We start from the raw sequence: 24,994 nt of genomic DNA on the forward strand, positions 1-24,994 counted from the left end.
AAATTTTAATTTTTATTTTTTTAAAAAAGAAATTTAATTAATAGTTGTGATTTTTAGTGAACTCGTAGATATTAAAGTTATAAAACCCTTCCTCATTTAATATCCCTGAAAAACTAAGGACTATTTTTTCCTTTTCTTGTTGGTATTTCATCGCAGTTTCAAAGTCATCTTCGAGCATGGCAAGCCTTTCCTCACTGCTGTATGCAGCATACTCAGTTTTTAGATTTTTAAGTTCGGAAATATCTACACCTTTCAGTTCAAGAGCGTCTATCGCGTCCTGCATTTCTTTTGCCATATTGAAGTCCTTAATCTCATTTGATACAATTGGATCTTTTGGCAAAATTGCATTTTGGTCGGTAGAATCATCACCAGTATTCAAATTCAAAGTATCACCTAAGATTAAGATTGGAATTGTTATCAGTAGTATCAAGGCCAAAACGAGGATAAGTGTCTTTATTTTTCCCATATGATCTTCCTCTTGAAAAGAAGATATTGTTTGATTATAAAGCGATTCTGCACCAGAATTATAATACAATCTTATAGAACAAAGGTATTATATGAAAATAGTAAAATAAAAAATAAAGATTTATTTTCTGTCAGGAGGGGCAAAGTTCCCATCTTTTGGGAAATCAGGCCTTACTCCTGGAGTAAAGTTTCCGTCTTGGGGCGGCATTTGCCTATCGCCAGGGGAGAAATTACCCTGATTCTTTGGAACTTCTTGAGGGGTCTCAAATTGAGTATTCTCAGTTGTAGTTTGAGCAGAAGCTGTGCTCTGTTGTTCGGCACAACCCGCAAGAAATACTGCCAGGATCCCCAAAATTGCCAATCCCAGTATTATCTTCTTTTTGTTTGTAATGGTATTTATGTCATCACCAGAGATAGCTTTAGTTCCCATTTAATAGGGATTTTGTAATTTAGTTTCGGGTAAATCTCTTGTAACAAAGTCATATAAAAAAATCTCCGGCAAGATGCTTTAAGGGGCATATAGAATTTCTTGCCGAAGTTTAAAAACGGAGGTTAAACGCAGCATCTCATATGATCTGGGGTTGTCTATTCATGAAATTGAATACCCTTCTTTTTAGACTCACATACTGCCTAAATATTTCGTTTCTAATATGAGGATCGTAATTATTTGTTTTGATACTATCAGTTATTTCAAAGTAAATCGAATCAAGCTCATCTTTGAAACTTGAGACTTCAAGACCTTCAGATTCTAGTATGCCCAAGGAATTTCGGAGAATATTAATCTTATAGATTATATCCCCAAAGTAGTTATATTTTACATGCATTCTATCACCGTCCCGGCCAATGTATTTTTTACCATCATTTACTAATATAGGGATTTTGTAACATTGTCATGGGAGAAATGCCAAATTTGTAGGAACAAAGGTATATAATATATATAAACAAATGTTAATGACTGTTGTTATAGTTATATTTTACAGCCTTTCTAGGTAATCCCATGAATACTGAGTATAGAACAAGTAACGTCATAATCCTGAACATATTGGAATGTGTCTTGAAGAAAAGTTCATGTAACAATGACGTTCTAAAGTCCCACATACTTCAGTACGCAAACATGAAGACAACAATGGCCGAGAGATACCTTAAGGTCTTGGAAGATGCTGGGTATCTAACAAAAGAGGAAAAAGATTGGGGAAAAAGAAAGGTAATCTGTTATAGGGCAACTGAGAAAGGCATTGAAAGGTACAAGTGGTTTTGTAAAATTAATGAAGAGCTTGGAGGAGTATGAATGGAAGAAAGTTTTACTAATCTTCTCTACGGACTTATCGACTATATGGAAAAAGAGAAGAAAAAATTATATTTAGCGGTAGTATTCACTTTGATAATAGTCCAGATTGGACTTTTAATAAACATTGGGACATATCTATCAATGAGGTACCATATTGAGTTCCTAATGCGCATAATGAGAGTATTTGATTTTGGTCCCAGAGGCTCTCCTCCATTCTTTGTAATCTTAAACTTTATCTCCTCGCTAGTTATCATCTACGGTGGAGTAAAGATCCTCTTGTTCCTAAGGCAATGGGAACACAAACTGAAGAATATAAGGGAATTTGAAAAAGAGACATTTGAAGATGTCATGAAAGGACAGATAATAGAAGAGGAAAAAATCTAAGACTTGTGAATTTCATTTTTTATTATATCCTCAATCTGAATTTTTATAGAGTCTATAATCTTCTTTCTTAAGAAAAGGCAGTCTGTGGAGATCTCTTTTCTAATCTTAGAAAGTATTTCCTCATTGCATTCCTTTTTGTAATCCTCAATTCTTTCTGAGATCCGAGTAAGCTCTCTCTTCAAAGCTGAAACGTCAACTCCCTGCTCTTCAAGCTTCTTTATTGATAATCTAAATTGAGAGAGTGTGTCCAATATCTCATTTAATCCTGAATTATTTATTTCCATATCTATTCGTACCTTAAAACACTTAGTGGCCTAATTTTAACTATATTATAAGCTGGTATAATAGATGCAAATACTGATATCAATACAGACAAACCTATTAATTCTACCATAAATATAAGGCTTATGATTGATTTATCGAGCCCTAAAAACATGGACATTAGTTGTGATGCGAGATAGAGCACCAAGAGGGAAGTAAATCCTCCTGTAAGGCCTGCCGAGATATTTTCTATGGCGATATTCTTTAATACACTCCTATTCCTTGCACCAATTGCCTTCATGATGGCAAATTCTCTTTTCCTGTCGAGTGTTGATATGTACATCATATTTGCAATCACGATAACTGCTACGAATAGAGAAAACGATGCAATAATAGATATTGGTATAAGGACCTGGTCAATTATTCTTGTAACCATTTCCTGTATTCTTGATACCTCAAATATCCTGTAGTCGGGAAACATCAAACTAAGTTTTTTCATGGCAATTTCTTCGTACCCTTCTTCTGCATCAATAGCCAGTGTATAAGTATATATTCCAGAGAAACTATCTTTCAGAGAACTATAAGGGATTATTATATTTGCCTCAAGATTAAAGGGCCCTTCTCTAATTTCTCTTACTTCAAATGTCTTGGTCTGCTCATTTAATTCCAATGATATTGTGTCCCCAACTTTAAGCCCGGTTAAGTTAGATAGGGCTTTAGAGATAATGACTGAGTTATCCTCGTAGATTGGAAAATATTCATTTTCAAGTCCGTTTCCAACAATATTTACCGTAACAGATGACGTTGCTACTTCACTGCCGTTTAATTCAATGATGTTAAAATCCTTGTTATTGGATGTTTTCCTGATTCTTTCAACTGTTTCATATGAAGTCATGAGCCCAAGGTTTGTTGATCCCCCTCCCCCTGGTCCAAAAGTTGATGTCTGTGTGTACAATCCGACGACCGTCATCTCAATGGGATAATCTTGATATTTAAAAAGGATCTTATCTCCAACTTTTATTCCAAAGTAGTTTGCCCCCCTAGAGGTAATTATAATATTGTTCCTTCCTATATCTTCTTCACTAAGTAGCCTTCCAGAAACAATCTGCTGATTAACAATATCTTTTCCAATATTCTGCCCAGAAATGGAGACACCAGCCATGTACCTATCTTCCACAAACTCCCGATCTTCATCTGACATGCGATAAAGATAATTACTAATCGGTCGCCCGTTAATACTTTCTATGTAGCAGTCGGAAATACTAATGGAGTATCTATAAATATTAGATATGCCCTCGGTGAGCAAGATTCTCTCTTCTACCTGTTTTATAGTAGATTCAGGTATTGACATGATTTGCATATCATAGTTTAAGTTGTTTGAAAGGCTCTCACTGACAGAAGATTTTACACTCTCCCCTGCAATTAGGACCGCACCTACCGTTCCAAGGCCAATTGAAATTGCTAGTAGGGCTGTTGCTATTGTCCAGCAGTTTCTCTCAAGATTTTTAAGGGCCATTTTTATAGAAAGAAATCCAAAAGTAGGGATATGTGATATTGCCTTGACAAGATATCTACAAAATATCGTGAATCCTAGCATTATTATAATCATAACATAGATTATGAGAACTAAAGACCATGAGTTGAGATTGATATTAATGATGGCTCCAAAGATTAGGAGAGCTAAAATGGTAATAATAAAAAATCCAATATCTTTGTAAAATGGATCATCACCTTCCATATCCTTCAATACTATTATAGGTCTAATCCGGCTACCTATATATGCAGGCAAAAGCTGGAAAACCATTGTAGAAAAGAGGCCCAATAAAAATCCATATAACAGCGTATCAGTATTAATTGTCCATATAAGGGATGTTCTAAAAATACTGCTGGCTACAACTGCAAGTTGTTTTGAAAGTAAGATTCCAAGAACTACACCTGCAGAACTTCCTATCAATCCGAGAAGAAGTGCTTCAACTATGAAAAAGAAGATCACATTGATATTCTTTATTCCAATAGCTTTCATTATGCCTATTTCTTTCTTCCTCTCTTTCATGGAAATGTACATTGTAGTTATGATCCCTAGACCTCCAACTAGAAGCGCCACTATTCCAGATAACTTAAAAAAAGTGAATACAATTTCTAATGAACTAAGAGTGTTTTCGCTCTGTTCTATGTATGTCGTCGTCCTGATGTTATATTTCTCCCTCTCATTTAGCTCAGATTCAATAAGATTAACTGTATCTTCCATTAAATAATCATTTTGAGTCCTTATAACTATTTGACTTGGTGGATTTTCATTAACATCATAATTGAACAATTCCTTAAAAGAGGCCATTTCCATGTAGGCATAGTCACTAATGTCTCCGGTGCCTGTAGAAACTACCCCTGCTATGTTTAGTTCAACTAATTGATCATCAATAATTACTAGTATAGTACTGCCACTTTCAAGACCTAGATTATCTGAAAGTGTATCTGTTATTAAAATGTCATTAGTATCCTGAAATAGTAGGCTATAGTCCCCTACATTAGGCTCAATAGTAATTATCTCACCATAAAGGGGATACACACCCGGATCAATAGCTACAAATCTTATCATTGTTGGCTCATCTGAATCTGTAACAGCCATACCATTAAGAGTATAGGTATATTCTTCTATAGTTCCAGCGTCTTTTAATCCAGAGAGAAAATCTTCAATTAGATCAAAATCTATAGTCGTTGTTGTTGTGCCCATTCCAGGCCCTTGAAACCCTCCTCCTCGCAAATTAAGCCTTAGATCTCCACCAAGATCACTCTTGACCGTCCCCGATATGGTATACTCTGCTGAATAGCTTACAATGCCTATGGCTATAATCGCTGCAACACTTAGGGAAATAGCCAATAGAGAGAAGAGTGTCTTTTGCTTTCTTCTTAGAAGCGAACTAGAGGCATATTTAAAATAAATGCCAATTCTAGAGATGAGGCCCATGGTTGGATACCTCTCTTATTTTCCCATCCCTGATGTAGATTATCCTGTCAGCTATTTTAGCAACTTCATCTGAGTGAGTCACAAGAAAAATAGTTGTTCCAAATTCTTCTCTCAATTTTTCGAATAGGTGCAATACCTTTACTTCAGTCTTAGAATCAAGATTTCCTGTAGGTTCGTCACCAAAGAGTATTTTTGGATTATTGATTAAGGCCCTTGCTATGGCAACTCTTTGCTGTTCACCGCCGCTCATCTCTGTAGGTTTGTTGTTTCTCCTATGGCCCAGACCAACAATTTCAATTAGCTCATTCGGATCTTTCTTTTTTCCATTTGTAAAATAAGAAGGCAGCGCTATATTTTCTAAAGCAGTCAATGTCGATACAAGATTGTATGCCTGAAAAACAAATCCAATTTTTGTCCCTCTAATCTCGGCAAGTTTACTTTCAGGGAGTCTTGTGATATCAATGCCATCGATTAATATGCTTCCTGATGTAGGTAAATCAAGTCCCCCAAGTATTCCAAGGAGCGTACTCTTTCCAGAGCCTGATGGCCCCATAAGCGCAACTATCTCGCCAGAGCCCACTGTGAGATCTATGCCCCTAAGTATGGGCACTTCTGTACTCCCTAAGTTATAGGATTTGTAAATACCTCTCGCCTCGATTACGTTTTTCATGTAATCCACCTTCAATTTCAGTGCTCTTCTGGAGTTGGAGGTACAACTTCTTTCTTGGATTTCTTTTTCTTTCTATAGATCAAGCCGCCTGCTATTGCAGCTACTAGAACAATTATGGCTGAAACTATTGGAATTATAGGTATAGTTGGAGAGGATTGTGTTCTAGCAAATGGAACACCGCCCTGTTGTCTTGATCCAGAAGATGTCTGTGGTGAACTGGATGAAGAGGTACTTCCAGCCCCTGGAGGTCCTGAACCGATGGATAGGGTAAATTCCCTTTCAGATTTGAACTCGCCCTGACTATCAATATAAGTTACTATTAATTTGCAAGGAACCGTTCCCATAGTTTGTGCTGTGTTAAGGTAAAATACCCCATTTGCATAATCATTTTTCTCTATTTTTCCAAGAAATGCTTGAGGATTTCCAGTGAACTTGGAATCCAATTGAAGCTTAACGTTATCAGCGTCGGCCGTCCCAATATTTTCAATCTTTAGAGTCAAAACAAAATCTGAGCCTGGAGAGAGGGTAGAAGGATTTGTGGAGATCCTGCCAATTTCTAGCTTTGGTTTACCAACTATTAGAAGGCCTATCTCTTCATTCTGCGTATATTTATTTCCCAATGCATCTTCAAATTCTAAGGTCAGGCTCATCTTTTGATTTCTTGGGGCCAAGTTTTTATCTATGGCAATATTGAAAACTGGCCTTGCATAAGAGCCTGCACGGATATTGGTAAAAGTTTCACTTAGTGAAGAGCTAACAGGGATGATATTGTCATTATTGGTATTAAGTGTCACCTTGGCATTCTTGATATCATTCCCGCCAGAATTCTTCAAATTAATAGCAAGATCAAATATGTCCCCAGGGTTAACAGTGGCGTTGCTCACACCGTCAATTGTGACAGAATCAACTTTTAGAACAGTCTGCCCCACCACTTTTATTTCAACTTCATCCATGAAAGTGCCTACATTAGTAACTATCCTTACCGGTACTGTGTATGTCCCGTATTTTGCACCGCCGTCAACGTTGACTGTGAAATAAGCGGTAACAAGGGTGTCTGTTAAATTTCCTATATGAAACTCGTTTGAGTTCTCACTTGATTTTGAGAAAGGATATGAAAGGTCTAGATACGCCTTGACATTGGAAAAGTCAGTTGAAATTTTATTATTAATTCTTATAGTAATTTGATTGTTTTCTGTTCCTGCATAAAGTGTCGATCCACCAGAGATTTCTGCTTCTATATCTTTTTCTTCTTCAGAAAAAACTTGGGCCATACTGGCCGTTGAGATTAGGACTAATGTGATAAATAAAATCGGAATAATTTTCATGTAATACCTCCGTTATGTACCTTATATCGTAAAACGTTAAATTACATATAAAGACATTATGCACCAGAAAAACGATACAAAGTCATATAACTTTGGTATATTAGTCCTTTAAAGCTTTTTTATATAGTAATATAGGATTTAAAATCCGTTACAAATATATAAGGCCGCCTTGATTATTCTCTATATTTATGAGAAGGATAAGGTCATGAACAACAATTACAGGAACAGCAATCAGATAATACTGAAAATATTGGAGTGTATACTCAAAAAGAAGTCTACACAAGGAAAGGTCCTAAAGACCCACATAATGCAGTATGCAAATCTAAAGACAACTATGGCCGAGAAATATCTAAACTCATTGGAGAACGCAGATTATATCAAAAGAATAGAGGATACTTGGGGAAAAAGAACCGTGATCTATTATGATATCACTGAAAAAGGAATCGAGAGGTATAGGTGGTTTTCAAAAATTGATGGAGAGCTGGAGGGAGTCTAGTGGAGGATAGTTCAATTAGCGTTTTGTATGACCTCATTAGTTACATGGAGCGAGAAAGAAAGAGACTACGTCTTGCCACAATAATAGTCCTGCTATTGGTCCCGATAGGCCTAACATGGAACGCCATCTCACTTTTTTCAATTCTGACTGAGGATCAACTTATTATGAAATATGCTGTGGATTTGACAACAACACTTGGTATTGGAAGGCACAGTATATTCCTGATAATTTTGATTTCAAACATTGCAACCTCAATAGGCCTTGTATACCTTGGAGCGAGGAATCTATCATTCTTAAACTCCTGGGGAAAGAAGCTTGATAAGATAGAGGGCATTGAAAAAAAGATATATGATGAAGTAATAAAAGATGAAAAGATTTCTGGAGAAGAATAGATATTATAGATAGTGCCTTGAAAAGGTTATGAAGTCATCTATTGTTCTATTAAGTGAATCTGAATCTTTTCCGCCAACAATCACAATTCTCTTCCCATAAAGGCCGAACTCGATGAACTCCCATTCCCCATGAGAGGTGCTCCACTTTATCTTTGTAAATCCGGTATTATAAAGTTCATCAATTAAAATATTGTCAATTTCATTTCCAATCAAAATAAAATTCTTCTTTATTTTATCCAATTGTGTGACTTCCCTATCAAGCTTGACTATGGCAGAAGGATCAATCTTTATTGTTTTATCATACGTAATCGTTCTAATAACAACATCCTGGGATACTTCTAGGCTCACTCCGTCTTTATCTATATTTTCATATTTTGGATCTGTTATTTTAATGTCAAAGTATCCATTTGGACCTTTTAAAACAATAGGCTCACAGCATTCAAGATCTATCTTATCGCAGAGAACAACTTCAATGCCATCGTAATTACATTTCTTAAATCTTGGGTGCGAAGCGTTTATATCAAGAAAGTCATCGCACGTGCCATATATTCCATCTTTTCCAGGATTTATATATACTGGAGAATTCATTGGGGGGAACTTAATTGAAGCGTTGCACTCTTCTGTTAGAGATTCATAAACGGGAATATTTTTCTCTGATGAAGATATATTACCATCTAAATTGATATCAACTCCTCTTTCAATAATATTCTCAACATAATTAACTACCCTTAAGCTGTAGTTATTTGGATTTGTCAAGAAAGGTTCACAACAAGAGGTATCATAAATTACTCCAAAGTCCTTTAGAGAGTATACATTAAACTCTGCAAGGTATTCTCCATTTGCACCTTCAAATACTTTTATCCCGTCAATATAAAATGTCGGAAAAGACCATACGGCTTCCTCCACCCCATCAATTAGCATGTATTCCTTTTCAACTATATAGTAAGGATCATTTTCATAGTTATTAGAAGAGTTCAATGAGAAAGAGTTATTTCCTCCATTTGGATCGCATTTCGAAGGATTGCAACTGCAACATGATCCGTTGGCATCCATTACCATTACGAACTGCTCATTTCTTCCCTTAAAGTCAGAAACTTCTAGAAAAACTTTGTATTCGCCTGAAAATGTCCCCGAACTTGGAACTTTGAACTTATCCCCAGAAGATGTTTCTTCCGTCTGCTGACCCTGAATATCGAGAAGATTTACAGTGTACCATCCAAAATCTTTTCTCTGGCCAACTTTTAGTATAACACCATTGCTCATCTGCCTTGTTCCGTAGACAAAGTATTTCAAACGAACATTTCCTTCACTGTCCCTGAAATCACCGTTACGCAAAAGGTAATAGTAGTCATCAAAGAACTTGATTTTCTGTGAGGAAGATAGTATCTCTATGTTAAAATCACAGTTCCATAAACTTGATGTGGATTGTTTTGGGATATTTACAACACGATAGATAGTTCCTGATGAATTGAAGTCGATGCAATAATCCTTTGGAGTGTCAGTGTCCCCCATCACCAATAATATTTCTTCATGTAACGAATCTGGGTCATACTTATTATTTTCACTGTCTTTATTTGAATACCATAGAGAAGTAAGGCCATCTGCAAATTGAAATCCATTGACATATGAGTACAAAGGATCTATGGCAACTATATCGCCATAGCTCACATTATCAATTGTTGCTGAATAGTATTCAGATCTTTCAATTTCAGTGCTCTTTGTGTAGTAATTTGCAATAAGCGATGCAAGTTTGGATGCTTGGATGACTTCATTTGAGGATGCATTTGATCCAAGCACAATCATTGCATCTACACCATCTTCACCATAGAAGAAATCATTTCCAAATGGTGCAGCCAGTGCACTATTATAGAAGGAAATAAATATAATTACAGTTAGGAATATTACGACTTTTTTTATCAAACTGGCCACCAATTAACAGATGTAATACAATTATTATAGTGTAAGTTAAATGTATCTATAAAGGCATTATGTAATTTAATAATAATACAAAGTAATGTAACAAAGGTATACCAAGAAACGTGTTAAAATAAAAATATTATTTTATAATTAAAACTGGGATCTTAGAGTTCTTGACAACTATTGAGGCAACCTTGCCCAATGCGTCCTTATGCGACCTGGAGAATCCGTATTGGCCCATAACAATCAACTCATATTTACCGTCCTCTGCCTCTTTCAAGATTTCCTCTGAGGGAGTTCCGGTTCTTGCCTTAGTTTTTGGTTCAAATCCAAACTTCATTAAAAGCTTGTATGCATTCTCTAGTATCTTTACACTGACATCAACTGATTTTAGATTCTTTAATTCCTCCACTGTTTCTACATTTTTGAGTTCAACTTCTTTTAACTTCCTAACTTCTTCATCGAACTTTCTTTCATAGAACTTAAACTCTTCATGCACATGAGGCATGACATAAAGAACCACTATCTCATGATCTCCTGAACTACAGAATAGCTGGGCGCTGTAAGCCAGAGTTGTGTCTGAATAAAAAGACCCATCTGTACATATCAAAATCTTCATATTATCACCGTCACATATATGGTATTAAAAATATCAGTATTATGTTAGCAATCAATGTAGATATACCCCCTACCGCAAGCCCTATCCACAGCCATTTCAAAAAACTCATCCGGTATTTCTTCCTTTTTTCAAGTATACCTAAGGCAACTATGTTTGCCGTGCTTCCTATCATAGTTATGTTACCGCCATAGCATCCACCAAACAGCAAAGCCCACCAAAGTGGAAATGTATTAATTCCAAGAGCTTTGAAGCTATCTACAACTGGGATCAAAGCTGCAACTAACACAACGTTATCCAAAACACTTGAGCCAAGTGATGCTATCCATAAGACTATAGTTGTAAGTATGGGAAGGCTCCCTGCAACTCCCGCCACAGCCTGTGCCAAGACATCAGTTGCCCCCGTGAATTTCAAAGTACCAACCTTTGCAAAAAGCATCATGAAAAACACTAGGGTCCACCAGTCAACGTCTTTCTCAATATAATCTCTTGCTTTATTCCTCTTCCAGAGCATCACAAGGCTTGCCCCAAGTAATGAAGATACCAAAAGCAAAGTATTGTAAGGAAGGTCAAATAGTGTTTCTAATCTTCTGTGCATGGCAATAACTGCAATTGTAAAGATAAATATCCCCACCCCGATTTTAAAATCACGTTTGTTAGGGACAAACTCCCACTCGTCTTGGAAAGCCAATCTTTCAGTTGATCTAATCTTTAATCTTATTTTAGATTTAAAGAGGGAGATATCATTCCTGTACCAGAAGAGGACGATTCCTATAGTAGCTATCAAAGATACCATTGCCACGGGAAATGCCCATACTATAAAGTCCTCAAATGACAGCTCACCCCTCATTGCTATCAATATCCCAATGGGATTGCCCAAGACGGTCCCTGAGCTCCCTATATTAGTTGCCAAAACACACGAAATAACATAAGGCACAGGATTGACATCAAAATAATCTGTTATTTCCAATAACACTGCAGTAATGAAGATAATTGAAGTTACCTCATCTATCGCCATAGCAAGGAATGCTGAGAGTATACAAAAAACAATGAGGAGTAGATGAGCTTCAAAGTTTGTAATTTTTATTATCTTAATCATCAACCATCTGAAAAATCCAACTTCCTTTAGCATCCCAACGACCGTCATCATACCGACAAGGAATAAAATGACTTCAAGTGATGCAAACTCAATTAAATGGGGTATGTCAAGCGTCTTCGTCAATAACAAAGTAATTATCCCCATAAATGCTATGGCAACTCTAAATCCCCAAAAAAGCAGTGTGCCAACAACAGTTGCTGCGAGTATTGAGGAGGCTATGACCTGGTTCTGCTTGAGTCCTGCATAATCCAGTAAAACTCCAATCGTTATAGTTATGAAAACAAGTATAAACGCATCTCTTTTGATATTAACATTTCCGCTCCCTTCGTATTCATCTGCCATAGATTTTCACCATAAATAAGGATATTTGGAATTATGAGAATTTAAGCTTATCGGTATTTGACGAGAAGTAAAATCGATTAAAGAAGAAAATAAGTTTAGAAAAGAAAATTAAATTAAAATTTATTTCCAGAGCCATCCTAGAATTCCTTTATTATTTATTTCTTGATCTGCTAAAGTTTTAAGCCTCAATTGTTCCTGTTCTATGTTTTGAATCTGTTCCTGGAGTATAACTTTTGTTTGTGGGTCAAAGTCACTTTCTAAAATAAGTCTATTTAGCTCCCTGATCCTTTCTTCATTCCTTATTGTCTCCTGCGCTATAAGGGCTGCAGATTCACTATCCCCGCCCACAAAGAATTTGACAAATCCACTTCTACTTCTGATCTGTTCTTCTGCCCTAGTTGTAATCTCCAAAGAATTTTTAATTTCGTTTGAGATATTAGAAATTTCTCCCTGGTTTTTGCCAAACATTGTAGCAGTTGCCCCCATTGTCTCAACTGCAATTTGGGCCATTACTTGATTTTGAGAAGAGTAACCTTGAGTAGAGTTTGCTTCTTGAGTTTTTTGCTGAACGATCTCCCTTACCTGTTGTTCCTTGTTTGAAGTTACTTGGTTTTGATTCTGGATATTTTGAGTTGTTCCTGAAACGTTGCCTTCCTGCTGATTAATTTGAGTTTGCTGTTGAGTCTGTATGTTCGAAGCGTTTCCTTGATTTGACGTTTGCTGCTGAACATTCACTTGGTTTGCGTTTTGTGTTGGGGTGATATCTTTATTGCTAGCATTTGTAATATTTTTGGGTGTCGTATTAGAATCAGGTCCATTTTGATTTTGTTGCCCTTGATTGTTTGGTGCTGCTGCAATATAAGTTGAAGTAAAAAGAAATAAAATAATAAGAAAAATAAAGAGTTTTTTCATTTAATCCTCCTTATTTCTTGCCTCCGCCACCGCCATTGCCGCCACTGTTTCCATTGCCATTTCCGCCTGCATTGCTTGAGTTACTCTTAGAGCTGTTGCCTTTTTCGTCATTGTTCTTGTTACTGTTGTTAGAGTTATTGGTTTTATCTTCCTTCTTGTCTTGGATCATTTCTTTGATTCTTTCTCTTTCTTCAAGTTTTTCCTGTAACTTAAGCTCATTCTGTTCCTTTAGCTGTGTCCTTGTGGCATCCTTTTCCAAGTATCTCTCAGTTGCCCTAAGTCTTGCTTCAAGTGAGGTCAACAATCCAAATGCCCTTCCAGTGTATCCGTCTTCTATTGCTAGCGATATCTTGTCAAGTGTCTTTGATATCTGGCTCAAGTGAGAGTAAACTGACTGGGGTAGATCAAAACTGTCTATGTAGTAAGATGTTCCATCAACGTCAGTGAAGTAGTACCCATCTTCCTTTTCTTCAAAGTAGAATTCGTATTCACCAAGAGTGTACATTCCTTCTTCAGGTGTTTCTTCTTCAGTTGTTGTCTCTTCGCCAGTTTCTTCCCCTGTTGGTTCTTCAGACGGTGGTTCCTCGCCGACTTCTTCTTCAGTTTCTGGTGTTACGCCGTATAGAACAAATATTTGTTCTATGGTCTCGTAAAATTCATTTGCTTTTTCAGTGAATTTTTCATCGATGACAGAGGGTTCAGAAGTTACATCTTCGATCTCTTCTGCCTCTTCAAATGCTACATTGCTGATATCTTCAATCGTACTTTCGGCCAGTGCCGGAGCTATAACGCTTAATAGGAGACCTATTCCTATTAATAAGGCAATATTTGTAGTTTTCATGCAAAAAATAGTTTTTTTTCAAGTATTTAAAGCTTTCTGTGCCTTTATTTCAAAATTAAAGCTTTATAATAGTTCATAATAGTTTTTAATCGTTCTTTATTGTTTATTTTGTTTTTTAATTGTTCATAATAGTTTATTTTAGTTTTTAGAATTTAATTAAAACTTATTAAATAGATTAAGACATAAATATGATTCAATATGTAAAAATACGTTAAAATTAAGAGTATATAGAAAAGAGAATAAAAAAGATTTATTTTTTCTTACCAAAGCCTAGTATCTTCATGAATGCAGACATTGGTGAAGCTTTTGGAGTTATTGTTATTGTTACTGTATCTCCACAGTCTTCCTCGTCACTTGTAAAACTAATTGTCCCAGGTTGGGTTCCTCTAAACGTCCAAGTTATCCATTTAATTCTTGGATCTGTTGGATTTGGAATAAATCCTGATTGTATTAGATTCCAATTTTCATCAAAATATTCTACATTTATCAACTCGAGAGGCCCTATTTGATAAGGAAGTCCACCATTGGCCACAATACCAGTTACAATGTTATTGATTGTTTTATCGCCAATATTGACATCACTCGTAGCTTCTAGAAGTAAAGATATTGTTAAGGTATCCCCTACATGGGCTGAAGTTCTACTAATTCTGTAGTAGTCATCACAAGAATAACTTACTCCGGCCATAGTCTGTGCTACTCCAAACACACTTGCTACAAAGAGCAAACTTATTACAATAGCAAATATTTTCTTCATAATTATCACCTTTAAGCTATATTTTTTTACGGCAATTGGCTATATAAATATTTGCTTTTAATGTTTGATAATTAAAAAATTAATTAAAATAAACTAATAAGAAAAGAAAATTAAATTTATGGTATTGCAAAATCAATCTGTATTGTGTCAAATGTCCCATTTGGCGATAGAGCCAACATAGTCACCTTGTAGGTACCAGAGGGTACATTTGGCCCAACTGTAAATGTTGCCTCGTAGTTTGCTATGTTATGTGCTTTTATCTTCTGGCCATTTGGAGATATATCGACTGTGACACCTACTGGAAGGCCCACAAATTTTACCATGGCATTTCCTTGTGTGAAGAAGCCCCTGTTTTCTATCTGGATTGTTGTCTTCTGAGTTCCAGGAGCTGCATTAAAGGCAGATACAATCTTGCCGTCCTTAATTATTGTAGATCCGCCTACTATAGAAAATCCTTCTATATCGACCTTTGGATAGAGGATAGCTGCAGGCATAGATTTTTGTCTGCACTCATAGCAACATTTTCTTTCTAAGACTATCCCAAATCCATCTTGATCGAAATCTCCATCTGCAGTTATAGTTATGCTTGAGGGTAGACCTACTATAGTATTCATTTGACTATCTGGTTGGTCGCGGAAGTATACCCAAATATATTGCCCAAAATAATCTGATGAGGACATAAGAGTTGAAAATGGAAGCCCATTGACATATATTGTTCCTGAGCCCGAAAAATATAGCTTAAGATTATACTCCTCGCGCGCAATTTGGCAGACATAATTGTTTGGGATTGTACAGCCAAGAGCTATCTCAGAGTTACAATCACTCTCTGCAGGGCAATTACTTTCATCTATGCACTGAATGAAGCCAGAAAAGAGTTGTGACGCAGGCCCAGCCACGCTGCACCTTGGAACTGGGATTGATTGCCCAATAGTTATCGGTTTAGGAGAAGCGATTGTGGCTGCAAGTCTACAATATTCTCCACCTATATAAGGGGACTTTTCATACATCCTACACTCTTCCAGACACTCTTCGCAGTCTTCACAGTCATCTTGACAATCCTCACAGTCATCTTGACAGTAAGCATTGCACCCTTCTCGCTGTATTAATTGTGATGTGCTAATACAGTAGTTATAATCCTCTTCATCAAAATAAGGTTCATAAATAACATATTCCCATTTAAATCCTTCTAGATGGTCATCATATATTGTTACTTGAGAGCATCCTGCAAATAATGAAATTAAAATAAGTCCAGATAATAACAACACCATTTGTTTTTTCATAGTTATCACTATTAATGTTTTACAATAATAGTATTCATTACTATATAAAGTTTTCGGTAATCATTGTTTGATAACGAGAAAAGATAGAAAGAAGAAAAAAATTAATTTTTGTTTTTCTTTAGGATCTCTAGGATCTTCATTATAGGTATCGATCCAGTGGGTCCTCTGTTTGATGCGTAGTGGAATCCCATATCAACTGTGCCTTTGTCCCATTTTTCATCCGTTCTAGTTGTAAGTCCGTTGTATAAGTCTAGGGCTGTTGACTGGGCAGAGCCAGAATCGACACAGGGGCTAGAGTATTCAAGGTAGTAATCTCCAAGCCTTCCAGTTACAAACTTTGGGTCACTTGAGATTGAGCCTAGCCCCATAGAATCCTCATAGTTTCCTACGGTGTTATCAAATGCATTACAGTAGTCTGTTATAACTCTTTCAGAAAACCCATAATTACTGTTGCCATAGGCAATACAGTTTATAGAATTGGCTTGAGTGTCCTGCTCATAGAATCCGTCGTAGCCGTTTTTGGCAGAGGTGCAGTTAATAAAAGTGCCCTCCATAATAGAATTAAATCCGGTACCTCCATTGTCATATGCCAAGCAGTTCTTTGCCATACCCCTGTCACCTATATCAAATCCAATATTTCCATTGTTATATGCTATGCAGTTTTCTAATGTATTGTCCGCATATAAATCAAATCCAGAACGATTTTGTGGCGCATTCCTAATTGTGATGTTTTTGATTGTTATGTATCTTGCATTCCCTCCCTCAAGGCCATTGCCTGCTGAAGAAGCATCAATTATAGTATTGAAAGGGCTATCCCCAATAATTGTGATATTGTCATTATTGATGGTAATGTTATCAAGAGGATAATAAGTACCAGCATGTATGTATATCGTGTCGCCAGCGCCAGCACCTTCTATTATTGACTCAATATCATCGCCAGGATAGATATGATGAGTTGCTCCAAGAATAGGATTTACCATAATCAAAATAGAAAGCAATAACAATCCGGATATTATTAAAGAGGTTAATTTTTTCATTATAATCACCATTATCAGATATCAATAATAATTATCAATAGTATTTAAGTGTTACTATTTGAAAAATCACTGATTAAAGGATTAAAGAAAATATCTAAAAAAGAGAAAAATTAAATTTATGGAACAACTATCTCAATGACAATCCTATCAAATGTCCCGTTCAGTGAAAAGGCAGTCATTACAACTGGGTATCTGCCTGAGGGAACATTTGGATCAACGGTGAATGTTGCTTTGTAAGTTCCGATCTTGTGGGCTTTTATCTTCTGTACTCCAGGATCTAGGTCAAGAGTTATTCCTTGAGGCAGTCCATCAACTCTGACCCGGACATCATTTTGAGTAAAGAATCCCCTGTTCTCAATCTGTATCTCTGTCTGCTGAGCGCCGGGCGATATGTTAAAGCTTGATATGGTCTTTCCATCTTGAATAATTGTATCTCCGCCAACTATCTGGAAGGCCTCGATGTCAACATTTGGATAGAGGATTGCTGCAGGTATAGATTTTTGTCTGCACTCATAGCAACATACACTTGAAAACTTTACACCGGCAATTCCTAATTCATCACCTGTAATTGTTACAGATGAGGGTATGCCCACAATTGAATTTGGAGTGACATCTGGGCCCTCCTCAGGCCTATCTAAAAATGTAACAGTTAAACTGCCAGGTACTACAAAGGGCGTTCCATTTACATATACAGTCCCAGAATAGAATATTTCAAGTTTATAAGATTCACCAACAACTTGGCACCTATAGTTACTTGGCAAAAGGAAATTTGAGCATGGCGTACCGTTGCATTCCTTCCCAGGTGTGCAGCCTGTGTAGTCAGTGCATGTTGATGTATTTTTAAAATCCTCCCTAGCGTTATTTGGATTGCACCTTGGAACAGAGAAGGTGTAAGGTAAAGTCACTTGTTTAGTTATTGCAATAGTGCATGAAGTTTCACAATCTGGATTTTGAGTTGAGCCACATTGGGCCATACAATTTTGATCTAAGACAAGTTCATAAATAATTGGTCTAGTCTGACACCCTTCAACATGATCTGGATATATGTTAACATATGATGTTTCTAAACAACCACTCAAAAGCGAGATGGCAAAGATCCCAATAATTAATAAAGAAATTGATCTTTTCATGATAATCACCATTATAATTACAGATATTTAAAATATAAACTATTTAAAGTTAATTCCTAAAGCTTGTAACTGATGCTAGATGCCGTGGAAAAATAATCAGGATTCAAGGCCTAAAGATATTCAAAAAATTCACTCTATTGAAATCACTGTCATTTGTTGCTATATTCTCAATATTATATAATTTGCAAGTTGCTACATTAATAGCATCATTTGGGAGAAGGGAGTATTTAGAAATAAAATATTTGATATCTGCTTCTGGTCTATATTCTAAGAATTTTATATTCTCAAGTGACAAGATCTCTTCTACGACCTCAATTGAAATTTCACTCAAAATCTCGGGTTTATCTTTAATAAGTTTAGGAACATCCTTTATCGAGATATTATATTTTTCACTTATTTTTACCCTTAGATAGTTGAAATATGTTTCAGAAATAACAATTGAGTTAATGAATCCAATAAGTTTCTTTTCATCTATCCTTTTAAAAAATAATTTGACATTGTTATAATACTCTTCACGTTTCAAAAGAAAGTAAGTAAACATATTAGAATCTATAAAAATTCTTGAGCCATCTGGGAGGCTAGAAATGTTATTCAACATCTACACCGTATTCAGTCATTTCAATGCTTTCATCAATAAGCTCTTTTTTTGACTGGACAAGTTTTTTTTCTATTTCATCGATTTTTGATCTTCTTATTTCCAAAATAACTTTTTCACCGTCGATTCCAAGTTTGGAAAGATCCTCATCTGTTTTAATAATCCCATCTTTAATTTTTGCATGAACAATAATGCCCATATTACTCAGTTAAAAAGAGTTCTATTTAAATCTACTTATTACTAATTAGTATTTTTGAGATAAGAAAAATATAAATTAATTCCTAAAGCTTGTAACAGATGCCGGGATCCTTCCGCCCCTTTTCACAAATTTAGAGCAGTCAACCTTCTTTGATTTTGATAATATTTTCCTTTAATTCTTTTAAATCAGAAGAGATAATTAACCAAACTCTAGTCATGCTTACCCCAGAATACTCATGAATCAATATATCTCTAAGTCCAGAAATACTCCTCCAAGGCACTTGAGGATATTTTTCCCTAACCTCTTTAGGTATTTTCTTAACAGCTTCACCTATTATTTCAAGCCTTCTAATAACTGCATCTTGTACAATGGTATTTTGATAAAATTCTTTTTCAGATACGCCTTCTGTATATTTCTCAATAGATTCGATGCTATCTATTATGTCTTCAAGATATACGTCGATGCTTTTTTTCAGAATAGGCCCTCCTGATCTTTTAAGATGTATTTCTTCAAAGAAGGTTTAATTGTGGAATATTCTACAAGATCAACTTTTCTCTTTGTCGCATCCTCTATCTCGAGTTTAATGTCTATAAAATCTAAAAGACTTAGATCGTCATCTAATTCAACTAGAATGTCTATATCACTTTTATCTGTATAGTTGCCACTAACTATAGATCCAAATAGCGATGCCCTCTTTACATTATGTTTTTTTAATATTGGGATAATTTTTTCCCTCATACTATCTTTGTTGGATACAGTTTCCATCTAACAATATAAGACATAATTGTATATAAATATTGTTAGTAAAAATATAAGAAAAGAGATTAATTCCTAAAGCTTGTGACTGATGCCGGGATCCTTCCGCCCCTTTTCACAAATTTAGAGCAGTCGACCTTCTTTACAGGCATTACTGCACCTTCTCCGAGTAGCCCTCCGAAGTGGACGTAGTCCCCTTCCTTCTTTCCTTTGATTGGGACAAGTCTTGCACCCACTGTTTTATTATTGTAAACTCCTATGGCCATCTGATCTGCTATAATCCCTGCGATAATTTCTGCTGGCGTGTCTCCTGGAATTGGAACCATGTCTAATCCTACAGAGCAGACTGAGGTCATTGCTTCAAGCTTTTCAATGTTTATGTATCCCGCCTTTGCAACTTCTATCATGCCCCTATCTTCTGATACTGGAATAAATGCACCACTGTATCCTCCAATACGTGAGCTTGCCATTATGCCGCCTTTCTTTACAGCGTCAGTTAGAAGCGCCAATGCGCATGTAGTCCCGGGCCCACCACAGTGCTCTATGCCCATGTCCTCAATGATCTTTGCAACGCTGTCCCCTACTGCTGGTGTTGGTGCGAGAGATAGATCAATAGATCCAAAGTCGACTTTCATTCTCTTTGCAACCTCTTCTCCAATTAGCTCTCCGGCTCTAACTATCTTAAAAGAGACGCGCTTTATTGTGTCGCAGAGGTCCATGAAGTTCCCATCGGTCTTTTCTACTGCTGCCCTTACTACCCCAGGCCCGCTGATACCAACGTTGATTGATGCGTCAGAGTTTCCAATACCATGATAGGCTCCAGGCATAAAAGGTATATCCTCTGGTGCGTTTGCTAGTACAACTAATCGTGCACAGCCTGTGTCAGAAATCTCAGAGGTCTTTTTGATTATCCGGCCCATCCTGAGGATCTCGTCCATGTTGATGCCATCACGAGTTGAAGCAACGACAACTGATGTGCATAATCTCTCTGTTGCGTCCATTGCCTCAGGTATTGATTCAATGAGAATGTTGTCTCCTAAAGAAGCGGAACGATGCACTAAAGCTGTATAGCCTCCAATAAAATTGATACCTAGATCTTCAGCAGCCTCGTCTAAAGTTGTAGCGATCTTTACTGCTGCTTTTTTAGAGGGCATTCCTAGGGCATTAATTAATAATGATATTGGTGTGACAGATATCCTCTTATTGACTATCGGGATGCCAAAGTCCTCCTGCACCCCATTTACAATTTCGACAAAATCTCCAGCTTTATCGATAAGCTTATCAGTAATCCTTTCGCATGTGTGGCCAACATCATTTTTAGCACAGTCCAATAGATTAATTCCTAGCGTGACAGTTCTAATGTCAAGCTGCTCGACCTTTACCATCTTGATTGTTTCAAGAATCTCATCTGACGTTACCATACACTTCAAACCCTGTGCATCCTGTCAAATATCTCCTTCCTCTGAATGAGAAGATTAATGTTAAGTTTTGTTCCTTCGTCTTCAAGGTCTTTCTTTATCTTCTTAAAGTCATAGCCTGACGTTTTGATATCAGCTATGGCAATCATCGAGAACACGCCGTCAAGAACGGTCTGGCTTAACTCTAAAATATTGACATTTAAGTCAGCAAGAACCCTTGTGACACCTGCCACGATGCCGGGTCTATCGGCTGATAATACGGTAATAACAATCTTTTCTCCAATTTGGTCTGCCATGAGTAAAAAGATGTTTATTATCTTAAAAAGTTAGTGGAAAAAAGAGAGAAAGTAAATAAAGAAAAGTTACTTTTCTTTATTGAGTTTTAATATCTTCAATATCTGTGCTATTGGGAGAGATTTACTCCTTGGAGGAACGCCCTGGTACTTAATTGTAAAGTAGTTTTCTTCTGTGTCATTGTACACATATCCTGTTACAACAATATTGTTTTGTGAGTCTACTGCAACATCGTAAGCATCGTCATGGGCACCCAAAGTAAAGTCATAATCCCTTTCCCAAATTGTTCTACCATTTGAATCATATTTCACTGTTAACCACTGGTATTTTTCTCCAGAAGGATCATATTTTCCTCCGGCCAATACTATATTGTCGTAAGAATCTATCGCAACTTTGTAGCTCCATCTGCTCCCAGAATTATCATATATCCTCCATATCTCTGTCCCGCCAGTGGCCAATTTTATTGTGCATGATGCATAATTAATTGAAGGATCAGGATCGTTAACCCAACCGGTAACGACAATGTTATCGTGAGAGTCTACAGCAACACCCACCCCATAATCAGAACCTGAAGTAATATCAATAGTTTTATCCCAGAGCATATTGCCGTTTGGATCACGCTTTTCTATGAAATAACTATCTCCATCTCCAATTACAATTATGTTATCGTGAGAGTCTAATGCAACGTCATCCCCACTAATTCCAATTGCACTCGGCCACAATGGAGTTCCAGTTGAATCGTATTTTCTCGTACCCGAACTGCCTGTTACTATTATGTTGTTATTTGAGTCAACTACGACAGCTTCACCACCAAAAGTGATTGCGCTTGCCCATAGAGGATTACCATTTGGATCGTACTTCATTGTCTCTGAGCCGTCTGTTAATATTATGTTGTTATTTGAGTCAACTGCGACATCATTGCCATAAATGGAGTGGGCCCATAGTTCGTTGCCATCTGGACCATACTTTACTGTACCGCCGTCTCCTGTAACAATCACATTGTTTTGGCGGTCAACTGCAACACCGTATGGTTCATTATCGTTGCTATCGTATATCTTAGACCATATGATATCCCCATCTGCAGCATATGCCGCCCCTATGGATGCTAAAAACATTATAGCTAATATAATAGAGATTAGTTTTTTCATACTTTTTCACCTATGGATACCCTAGAATAGACAAGCAAGAATATATAAAATTATTGGTTGTTATTGATAATCAATATTAAAAATAGAGCTTGGTCTGTAAGGTGGAAAGTTAATAATGAGAAAAGTGGAAAAAATAAAAGAAATTAGTTGTTCTTGAATTTGCCAAGCCCAAACTTCTTCATAATCCAGTCCATCGGGAGTGGCTTCTTTGGTGTTTCGCATACCACATCAAGATTTGCAAGGAAGATCTGGTATCTGGATAAGTCTTCACTAGAATGATAAAAATTTTCGTGCCAGACAACTCTGCCACAGTATATGGCGGGATATTCCAAATTGTAAGGATCCGCTGAGTCTCTTATCAAAAACTCTTGCCCAGTTAATAGATTGTGCCCGTATATACTGTATTCGCCTTCCCGCCAGACGACTATGTCCCCGTAAATATCAGGGTATTGTGCATATGTAATCATATCAGAGGAAATAGAAACTTGCTCTCCTGTCTTTAAATTATGTTTCCATATTTTGGTGCCCTCTTCCCATACGACTATGTCGCCGTATACTACCGGGCGGTATGCACCGTCCGTATCTCTTATCAAAAAAGGTGTGGTACTTGACTTTAGATTGAATCCGTAGATATCTCCACCATCTTCCCATACGACTATATCTCCATTGATTGCCGGATAGTCTGCCATATCTGAATCAGATATCGTTCTAAAGACGCCTGTTTTTATATTGTAAGAGCGTATGTCCCCGTTCTCACTCCATACAACTGTGCCATCATAAATATCAGGCCAGTAAGCTTTGTCATCGTTACCGCCTACAAGCGTTGCCTGTTTTGTCTTAAGATTATAAATGGAGATTTTGCCATCCTGCATCCAGACAACGTAATCCCCCCATATGGCAGGGTATCCGTTTTCGCCAATATCTTCAGCTATCACAAACTGCTGATTGGTACCAAGATTGTAACAGTAGATGCTGTAGAGCGCCCCCTCATCTATGACTGTATTGTCCCAGACTATTATGTCGCCATAGATATCAGGGTATTGATTATCATTCGATGGGTCATTTGTTATCTGCTGTTGGGATAGAACCTTCGTCCCTAGTACGGAGGCCGCCATTGAAAACATCAACACAAACATTATAAAAAATATCATTAAGGATTTTTTCATAATTACACCTTTAAGTCAATATGAAAAATATTTATTTCATATATAAAGATTTTGTTTTTTCTTGAGAATATACCAATTATAAATGAAAATTACTAAAAAAGAATATTAAAAATAGATAAAAAAAAGAGAATTATTCGTTGTCTTTATTTTCCTTGAGTATCTTTAGAATCTTATCCATTGGTAGGGATTTGTGTGTAGTGCAGACAACATCAAGGTTTGCAAGATAGATGTCATAGTTACCGTTTCTGTAATCCTGGTAGACCACACGGCCACAGTATATTGAAGGCTGCTCCTGACTTGAAGTGTTGGTAGTTATCTGAAACTCGGAGTTTGTCATAAGATTGTATCCAAATATATCGTTATTTCCTGTTTTGGTATCTTCCCATACAATTATATCGCCGTAAATCCCTGGTGAATCCTTATCAAATGTATCTGCAGTTATCGGGAACTGCTGCTTTGTCTTTAGATTATACCCCCAGATGTCATAGTTTGTTCCGTCCCTTCTGTCTCGCCATACGACATAGTCGCCGTATACCTTTGGCTGTCCTTGAACACGAACCTCTTGGCATATGAGAAATTCAGATTTTGTATTTAGGTCATATCCGTAAATATCGTTTGTGCCGTTCCTATCGTCTCGCCATACGACAATATTACCGTATATCGAAGGCTGATACTGGTCGGCTGGGTTTGTACATATCGGGAAAATCTGCTGGGTCTTTAGATCATACCCAAATATATCATTGTTGCCACCATTTTTCGTATCAACCCAGACGACTATATCGCCGTATATCGCCGGCTGTTCTTTATCAGAGGAATCTGAAGTTATAGCAAACTCTGTTTTGTTCCTTAGATTGTACCCCCAGATGTCATAGTTTGTTCCGTCCCTTCTGTCTCGCCATACGACATAGTCGCCGTATATCGCAGGCCATCCTTGGGCACGTGCTGCTGTGCAAATGGCAAACTCTGTATTTGTTCTGAGATCATATCCGTAAATGTCATTGTTACCATTTCTATCGTCCCTCCAGACTATTATATCTCCATATATAGCTGGCTGCATCTGATCATAGGTGTCTGTAGTTATCCTAACTTCTGACAATACTTTAGTACCCATGACAGTAGAAAAGGTGGCAAATGCCAAAACAGATATCATAAATAATATTTTTAGAGATTTATTCATATTAGTCACCATTAATTGTTATGAAGAAAAATTTAGCATATTTAAAGTTTGTGCTAGATATTGTGAA

At 36.7% G+C, this 24,994-nt stretch carries 29 protein-coding genes; 4 read left to right on the forward strand and 25 right to left on the reverse strand.

The features are described 5' to 3' along the window. Positions 1 to 37: 37 nt before the first annotated feature. From HPY60_00135 to HPY60_00145, 3 genes are all read right to left on the reverse strand, one after another. Entirely contained in the window at positions 38 to 466 is a 429-nt protein-coding gene (locus HPY60_00135; protein NPV49592.1) for a hypothetical protein, read from the reverse strand. 120 nt (positions 467 to 586) lie between these two features. Continuing rightward, positions 587 to 895: a hypothetical protein gene (locus tag HPY60_00140; protein ID NPV49593.1), complete on the reverse strand. Its 309-nt coding sequence runs from the start codon at positions 893 to 895 to the stop codon at positions 587 to 589. A 136-nt stretch (positions 896 to 1,031) separates the two neighbouring features. Continuing rightward, entirely contained in the window at positions 1,032 to 1,289 is a 258-nt protein-coding gene (locus tag HPY60_00145; GenBank protein ID NPV49594.1) for a hypothetical protein, read from the reverse strand. A gap of 173 nt (positions 1,290 to 1,462) precedes the next feature. Here HPY60_00145 and HPY60_00150 point away from each other — a divergent pair, with 173 nt between their 5' ends. Together HPY60_00150 and HPY60_00155 are read left to right on the forward strand one after the other, a co-directional pair. Next, positions 1,463 to 1,753 carry a hypothetical protein gene (locus tag HPY60_00150; protein NPV49595.1) on the forward strand — a complete coding sequence of 97 codons (291 nt, stop codon included), beginning with the start codon at positions 1,463 to 1,465 and terminating at the stop codon, positions 1,751 to 1,753. Continuing rightward, the gene (locus HPY60_00155; protein ID NPV49596.1) at positions 1,754 to 2,137 is read left to right on the forward strand and encodes a hypothetical protein; all 384 of its coding nucleotides are present in this window, start codon (positions 1,754 to 1,756) and stop codon (positions 2,135 to 2,137) included. Here the strand turns inward: HPY60_00155 and HPY60_00160 are convergent. The 4 genes from HPY60_00160 to HPY60_00175 are packed head-to-tail and all read right to left on the reverse strand — an operon-like array spanning position 2,134 to position 7,358. Further along, positions 2,134 to 2,421 carry a hypothetical protein gene (locus HPY60_00160; GenBank protein NPV49597.1) on the reverse strand — a complete coding sequence of 96 codons (288 nt, stop codon included), beginning with the start codon at positions 2,419 to 2,421 and terminating at the stop codon, positions 2,134 to 2,136. The genes HPY60_00155 and HPY60_00160 overlap by 4 nt on opposite strands. Before the next feature lie 2 nt (positions 2,422 to 2,423). After that, positions 2,424 to 5,363, reverse strand: a complete 2,940-nt coding sequence (locus HPY60_00165; GenBank protein NPV49598.1) for an FtsX-like permease family protein — start codon at positions 5,361 to 5,363, stop codon at positions 2,424 to 2,426. Further along, on the reverse strand, positions 5,347 to 6,033 hold the full coding sequence (locus tag HPY60_00170) for an ABC transporter ATP-binding protein (GenBank protein ID NPV49599.1): 687 nt from the start codon (positions 6,031 to 6,033) through the stop codon (positions 5,347 to 5,349). The genes HPY60_00165 and HPY60_00170 overlap by 17 nt, the downstream gene beginning before the upstream one ends. Before the next feature lie 17 nt (positions 6,034 to 6,050). Next, positions 6,051 to 7,358 (reverse strand): hypothetical protein, encoded by a 1,308-nt coding sequence (locus HPY60_00175; GenBank protein ID NPV49600.1) that lies wholly within the window; start codon positions 7,356 to 7,358, stop codon positions 6,051 to 6,053. 205 nt (positions 7,359 to 7,563) lie between these two features. On the opposite strand from HPY60_00175, the gene HPY60_00180 reads away from it, so the two are divergent. Continuing rightward, entirely contained in the window at positions 7,564 to 7,854 is a 291-nt protein-coding gene (locus HPY60_00180) for a hypothetical protein (GenBank protein NPV49601.1), read from the forward strand. Further along, complete coding sequence (locus HPY60_00185) at positions 7,854 to 8,246, forward strand: hypothetical protein (protein NPV49602.1); 393 nt, start codon at positions 7,854 to 7,856, stop codon at positions 8,244 to 8,246. The genes HPY60_00180 and HPY60_00185 overlap by 1 nt, the downstream gene beginning before the upstream one ends. Before the next feature lie 3 nt (positions 8,247 to 8,249). On the opposite strand, the gene HPY60_00190 is transcribed toward HPY60_00185, so the two are convergent. The 18 genes from HPY60_00190 to HPY60_00275 all read right to left on the reverse strand — a co-directional run bounded on the left by HPY60_00190 (position 8,250) and on the right by HPY60_00275 (position 24,927). After that, positions 8,250 to 10,166 (reverse strand): hypothetical protein, encoded by a 1,917-nt coding sequence (locus HPY60_00190; protein ID NPV49603.1) that lies wholly within the window; start codon positions 10,164 to 10,166, stop codon positions 8,250 to 8,252. 136 nt (positions 10,167 to 10,302) lie between these two features. Beyond that, the gene (locus HPY60_00195) at positions 10,303 to 10,782 is read right to left on the reverse strand and encodes a universal stress protein (protein ID NPV49604.1); all 480 of its coding nucleotides are present in this window, start codon (positions 10,780 to 10,782) and stop codon (positions 10,303 to 10,305) included. A 10-nt stretch (positions 10,783 to 10,792) separates the two neighbouring features. Then, a complete protein-coding gene (locus tag HPY60_00200) occupies positions 10,793 to 12,220 on the reverse strand; it encodes a hypothetical protein (protein NPV49605.1) in 1,428 nt (475 codons plus the stop codon). Positions 12,221 to 12,340: 120 nt separating this feature from the next. After that, complete coding sequence (locus HPY60_00205) at positions 12,341 to 13,132, reverse strand: hypothetical protein (protein NPV49606.1); 792 nt, start codon at positions 13,130 to 13,132, stop codon at positions 12,341 to 12,343. Between the two features lie 10 nt (positions 13,133 to 13,142). Further along, positions 13,143 to 13,973 carry a hypothetical protein gene (locus tag HPY60_00210; GenBank protein ID NPV49607.1) on the reverse strand — a complete coding sequence of 277 codons (831 nt, stop codon included), beginning with the start codon at positions 13,971 to 13,973 and terminating at the stop codon, positions 13,143 to 13,145. 250 nt (positions 13,974 to 14,223) lie between these two features. Beyond that, entirely contained in the window at positions 14,224 to 14,727 is a 504-nt protein-coding gene (locus tag HPY60_00215; GenBank protein ID NPV49608.1) for a hypothetical protein, read from the reverse strand. A 116-nt stretch (positions 14,728 to 14,843) separates the two neighbouring features. Then, the gene (locus HPY60_00220) at positions 14,844 to 16,007 is read right to left on the reverse strand and encodes a hypothetical protein (GenBank protein ID NPV49609.1); all 1,164 of its coding nucleotides are present in this window, start codon (positions 16,005 to 16,007) and stop codon (positions 14,844 to 14,846) included. Positions 16,008 to 16,108: 101 nt separating this feature from the next. Then, positions 16,109 to 17,044: a hypothetical protein gene (locus HPY60_00225; GenBank protein NPV49610.1), complete on the reverse strand. Its 936-nt coding sequence runs from the start codon at positions 17,042 to 17,044 to the stop codon at positions 16,109 to 16,111. A gap of 116 nt (positions 17,045 to 17,160) precedes the next feature. Next, a complete protein-coding gene (locus HPY60_00230; protein ID NPV49611.1) occupies positions 17,161 to 18,174 on the reverse strand; it encodes a hypothetical protein in 1,014 nt (337 codons plus the stop codon). A gap of 103 nt (positions 18,175 to 18,277) precedes the next feature. Continuing rightward, a complete protein-coding gene (locus tag HPY60_00235; protein NPV49612.1) occupies positions 18,278 to 18,769 on the reverse strand; it encodes a PIN domain-containing protein in 492 nt (163 codons plus the stop codon). After that, on the reverse strand, positions 18,762 to 18,968 hold the full coding sequence (locus HPY60_00240) for a hypothetical protein (GenBank protein ID NPV49613.1): 207 nt from the start codon (positions 18,966 to 18,968) through the stop codon (positions 18,762 to 18,764). The genes HPY60_00235 and HPY60_00240 overlap by 8 nt, the downstream gene beginning before the upstream one ends. Before the next feature lie 139 nt (positions 18,969 to 19,107). After that, on the reverse strand, positions 19,108 to 19,443 hold the full coding sequence (locus HPY60_00245; protein ID NPV49614.1) for a DUF86 domain-containing protein: 336 nt from the start codon (positions 19,441 to 19,443) through the stop codon (positions 19,108 to 19,110). Continuing rightward, the gene (locus HPY60_00250; GenBank protein ID NPV49615.1) at positions 19,440 to 19,733 is read right to left on the reverse strand and encodes a hypothetical protein; all 294 of its coding nucleotides are present in this window, start codon (positions 19,731 to 19,733) and stop codon (positions 19,440 to 19,442) included. Before HPY60_00250 ends, HPY60_00245 begins: the two co-directional genes overlap by 4 nt. A 59-nt stretch (positions 19,734 to 19,792) precedes the next feature. Then, positions 19,793 to 21,145: a PFL family protein gene (locus HPY60_00255; GenBank protein NPV49616.1), complete on the reverse strand. Its 1,353-nt coding sequence runs from the start codon at positions 21,143 to 21,145 to the stop codon at positions 19,793 to 19,795. A gap of 5 nt (positions 21,146 to 21,150) precedes the next feature. Further along, a complete protein-coding gene (locus HPY60_00260) occupies positions 21,151 to 21,438 on the reverse strand; it encodes an ACT domain-containing protein (protein ID NPV49617.1) in 288 nt (95 codons plus the stop codon). 66 nt (positions 21,439 to 21,504) lie between these two features. Continuing rightward, entirely contained in the window at positions 21,505 to 22,584 is a 1,080-nt protein-coding gene (locus HPY60_00265) for a hypothetical protein (protein NPV49618.1), read from the reverse strand. A 143-nt stretch (positions 22,585 to 22,727) separates the two neighbouring features. Then, complete coding sequence (locus tag HPY60_00270; GenBank protein ID NPV49619.1) at positions 22,728 to 23,750, reverse strand: hypothetical protein; 1,023 nt, start codon at positions 23,748 to 23,750, stop codon at positions 22,728 to 22,730. A 130-nt stretch (positions 23,751 to 23,880) separates the two neighbouring features. Continuing rightward, positions 23,881 to 24,927, reverse strand: a complete 1,047-nt coding sequence (locus HPY60_00275) for a hypothetical protein (GenBank protein NPV49620.1) — start codon at positions 24,925 to 24,927, stop codon at positions 23,881 to 23,883. Positions 24,928 to 24,994 lie beyond the last annotated feature (67 nt).

This window comes from Methanofastidiosum sp. (genome assembly GCA_013178285.1).
GTDB lineage: Archaea > Methanobacteriota_B > Thermococci > Methanofastidiosales > Methanofastidiosaceae > Methanofastidiosum.

What these genes read in the sequence shown, in the direction of transcription:
- HPY60_00135 (NPV49592.1), bottom strand. Translation starts at nt 466, where the DNA reads ATGGGAAAAATAAAGACACTTATCCTCGTTTTGGCCTTGATACTACTG.
- HPY60_00140 (NPV49593.1), bottom strand. Translation starts at nt 895, where the DNA reads ATGGGAACTAAAGCTATCTCTGGTGATGACATAAATACCATTACAAAC.
- HPY60_00145 (NPV49594.1), bottom strand. Translation starts at nt 1,289, where the DNA reads ATGCATGTAAAATATAACTACTTTGGGGATATAATCTATAAGATTAAT.
- HPY60_00150 (NPV49595.1), top strand. Translation starts at nt 1,463, where the DNA reads ATGAATACTGAGTATAGAACAAGTAACGTCATAATCCTGAACATATTG.
- HPY60_00155 (NPV49596.1), top strand. Translation starts at nt 1,754, where the DNA reads ATGGAAGAAAGTTTTACTAATCTTCTCTACGGACTTATCGACTATATG.
- HPY60_00160 (NPV49597.1), bottom strand. Translation starts at nt 2,421, where the DNA reads ATGGAAATAAATAATTCAGGATTAAATGAGATATTGGACACACTCTCT.
- HPY60_00165 (NPV49598.1), bottom strand. Translation starts at nt 5,363, where the DNA reads ATGGGCCTCATCTCTAGAATTGGCATTTATTTTAAATATGCCTCTAGT.
- HPY60_00170 (NPV49599.1), bottom strand. Translation starts at nt 6,033, where the DNA reads ATGAAAAACGTAATCGAGGCGAGAGGTATTTACAAATCCTATAACTTA.
- HPY60_00175 (NPV49600.1), bottom strand. Translation starts at nt 7,358, where the DNA reads ATGAAAATTATTCCGATTTTATTTATCACATTAGTCCTAATCTCAACG.
- HPY60_00180 (NPV49601.1), top strand. Translation starts at nt 7,564, where the DNA reads ATGAACAACAATTACAGGAACAGCAATCAGATAATACTGAAAATATTG.
- HPY60_00195 (NPV49604.1), bottom strand. Translation starts at nt 10,782, where the DNA reads ATGAAGATTTTGATATGTACAGATGGGTCTTTTTATTCAGACACAACT.
- HPY60_00200 (NPV49605.1), bottom strand. Translation starts at nt 12,220, where the DNA reads ATGGCAGATGAATACGAAGGGAGCGGAAATGTTAATATCAAAAGAGAT.
- HPY60_00205 (NPV49606.1), bottom strand. Translation starts at nt 13,132, where the DNA reads ATGAAAAAACTCTTTATTTTTCTTATTATTTTATTTCTTTTTACTTCA.
- HPY60_00210 (NPV49607.1), bottom strand. Translation starts at nt 13,973, where the DNA reads ATGAAAACTACAAATATTGCCTTATTAATAGGAATAGGTCTCCTATTA.
- HPY60_00215 (NPV49608.1), bottom strand. Translation starts at nt 14,727, where the DNA reads ATGAAGAAAATATTTGCTATTGTAATAAGTTTGCTCTTTGTAGCAAGT.
- HPY60_00220 (NPV49609.1), bottom strand. Translation starts at nt 16,007, where the DNA reads ATGAAAAAACAAATGGTGTTGTTATTATCTGGACTTATTTTAATTTCA.
- HPY60_00225 (NPV49610.1), bottom strand. Translation starts at nt 17,044, where the DNA reads ATGAAAAAATTAACCTCTTTAATAATATCCGGATTGTTATTGCTTTCT.
- HPY60_00230 (NPV49611.1), bottom strand. Translation starts at nt 18,174, where the DNA reads ATGAAAAGATCAATTTCTTTATTAATTATTGGGATCTTTGCCATCTCG.
- HPY60_00240 (NPV49613.1), bottom strand. Translation starts at nt 18,968, where the DNA reads ATGGGCATTATTGTTCATGCAAAAATTAAAGATGGGATTATTAAAACA.
- HPY60_00250 (NPV49615.1), bottom strand. Translation starts at nt 19,733, where the DNA reads ATGGAAACTGTATCCAACAAAGATAGTATGAGGGAAAAAATTATCCCA.
- HPY60_00255 (NPV49616.1), bottom strand. Translation starts at nt 21,145, where the DNA reads ATGGTAACGTCAGATGAGATTCTTGAAACAATCAAGATGGTAAAGGTC.
- HPY60_00260 (NPV49617.1), bottom strand. Translation starts at nt 21,438, where the DNA reads ATGGCAGACCAAATTGGAGAAAAGATTGTTATTACCGTATTATCAGCC.
- HPY60_00265 (NPV49618.1), bottom strand. Translation starts at nt 22,584, where the DNA reads ATGAAAAAACTAATCTCTATTATATTAGCTATAATGTTTTTAGCATCC.
- HPY60_00270 (NPV49619.1), bottom strand. Translation starts at nt 23,750, where the DNA reads ATGAAAAAATCCTTAATGATATTTTTTATAATGTTTGTGTTGATGTTT.
- HPY60_00275 (NPV49620.1), bottom strand. Translation starts at nt 24,927, where the DNA reads ATGAATAAATCTCTAAAAATATTATTTATGATATCTGTTTTGGCATTT.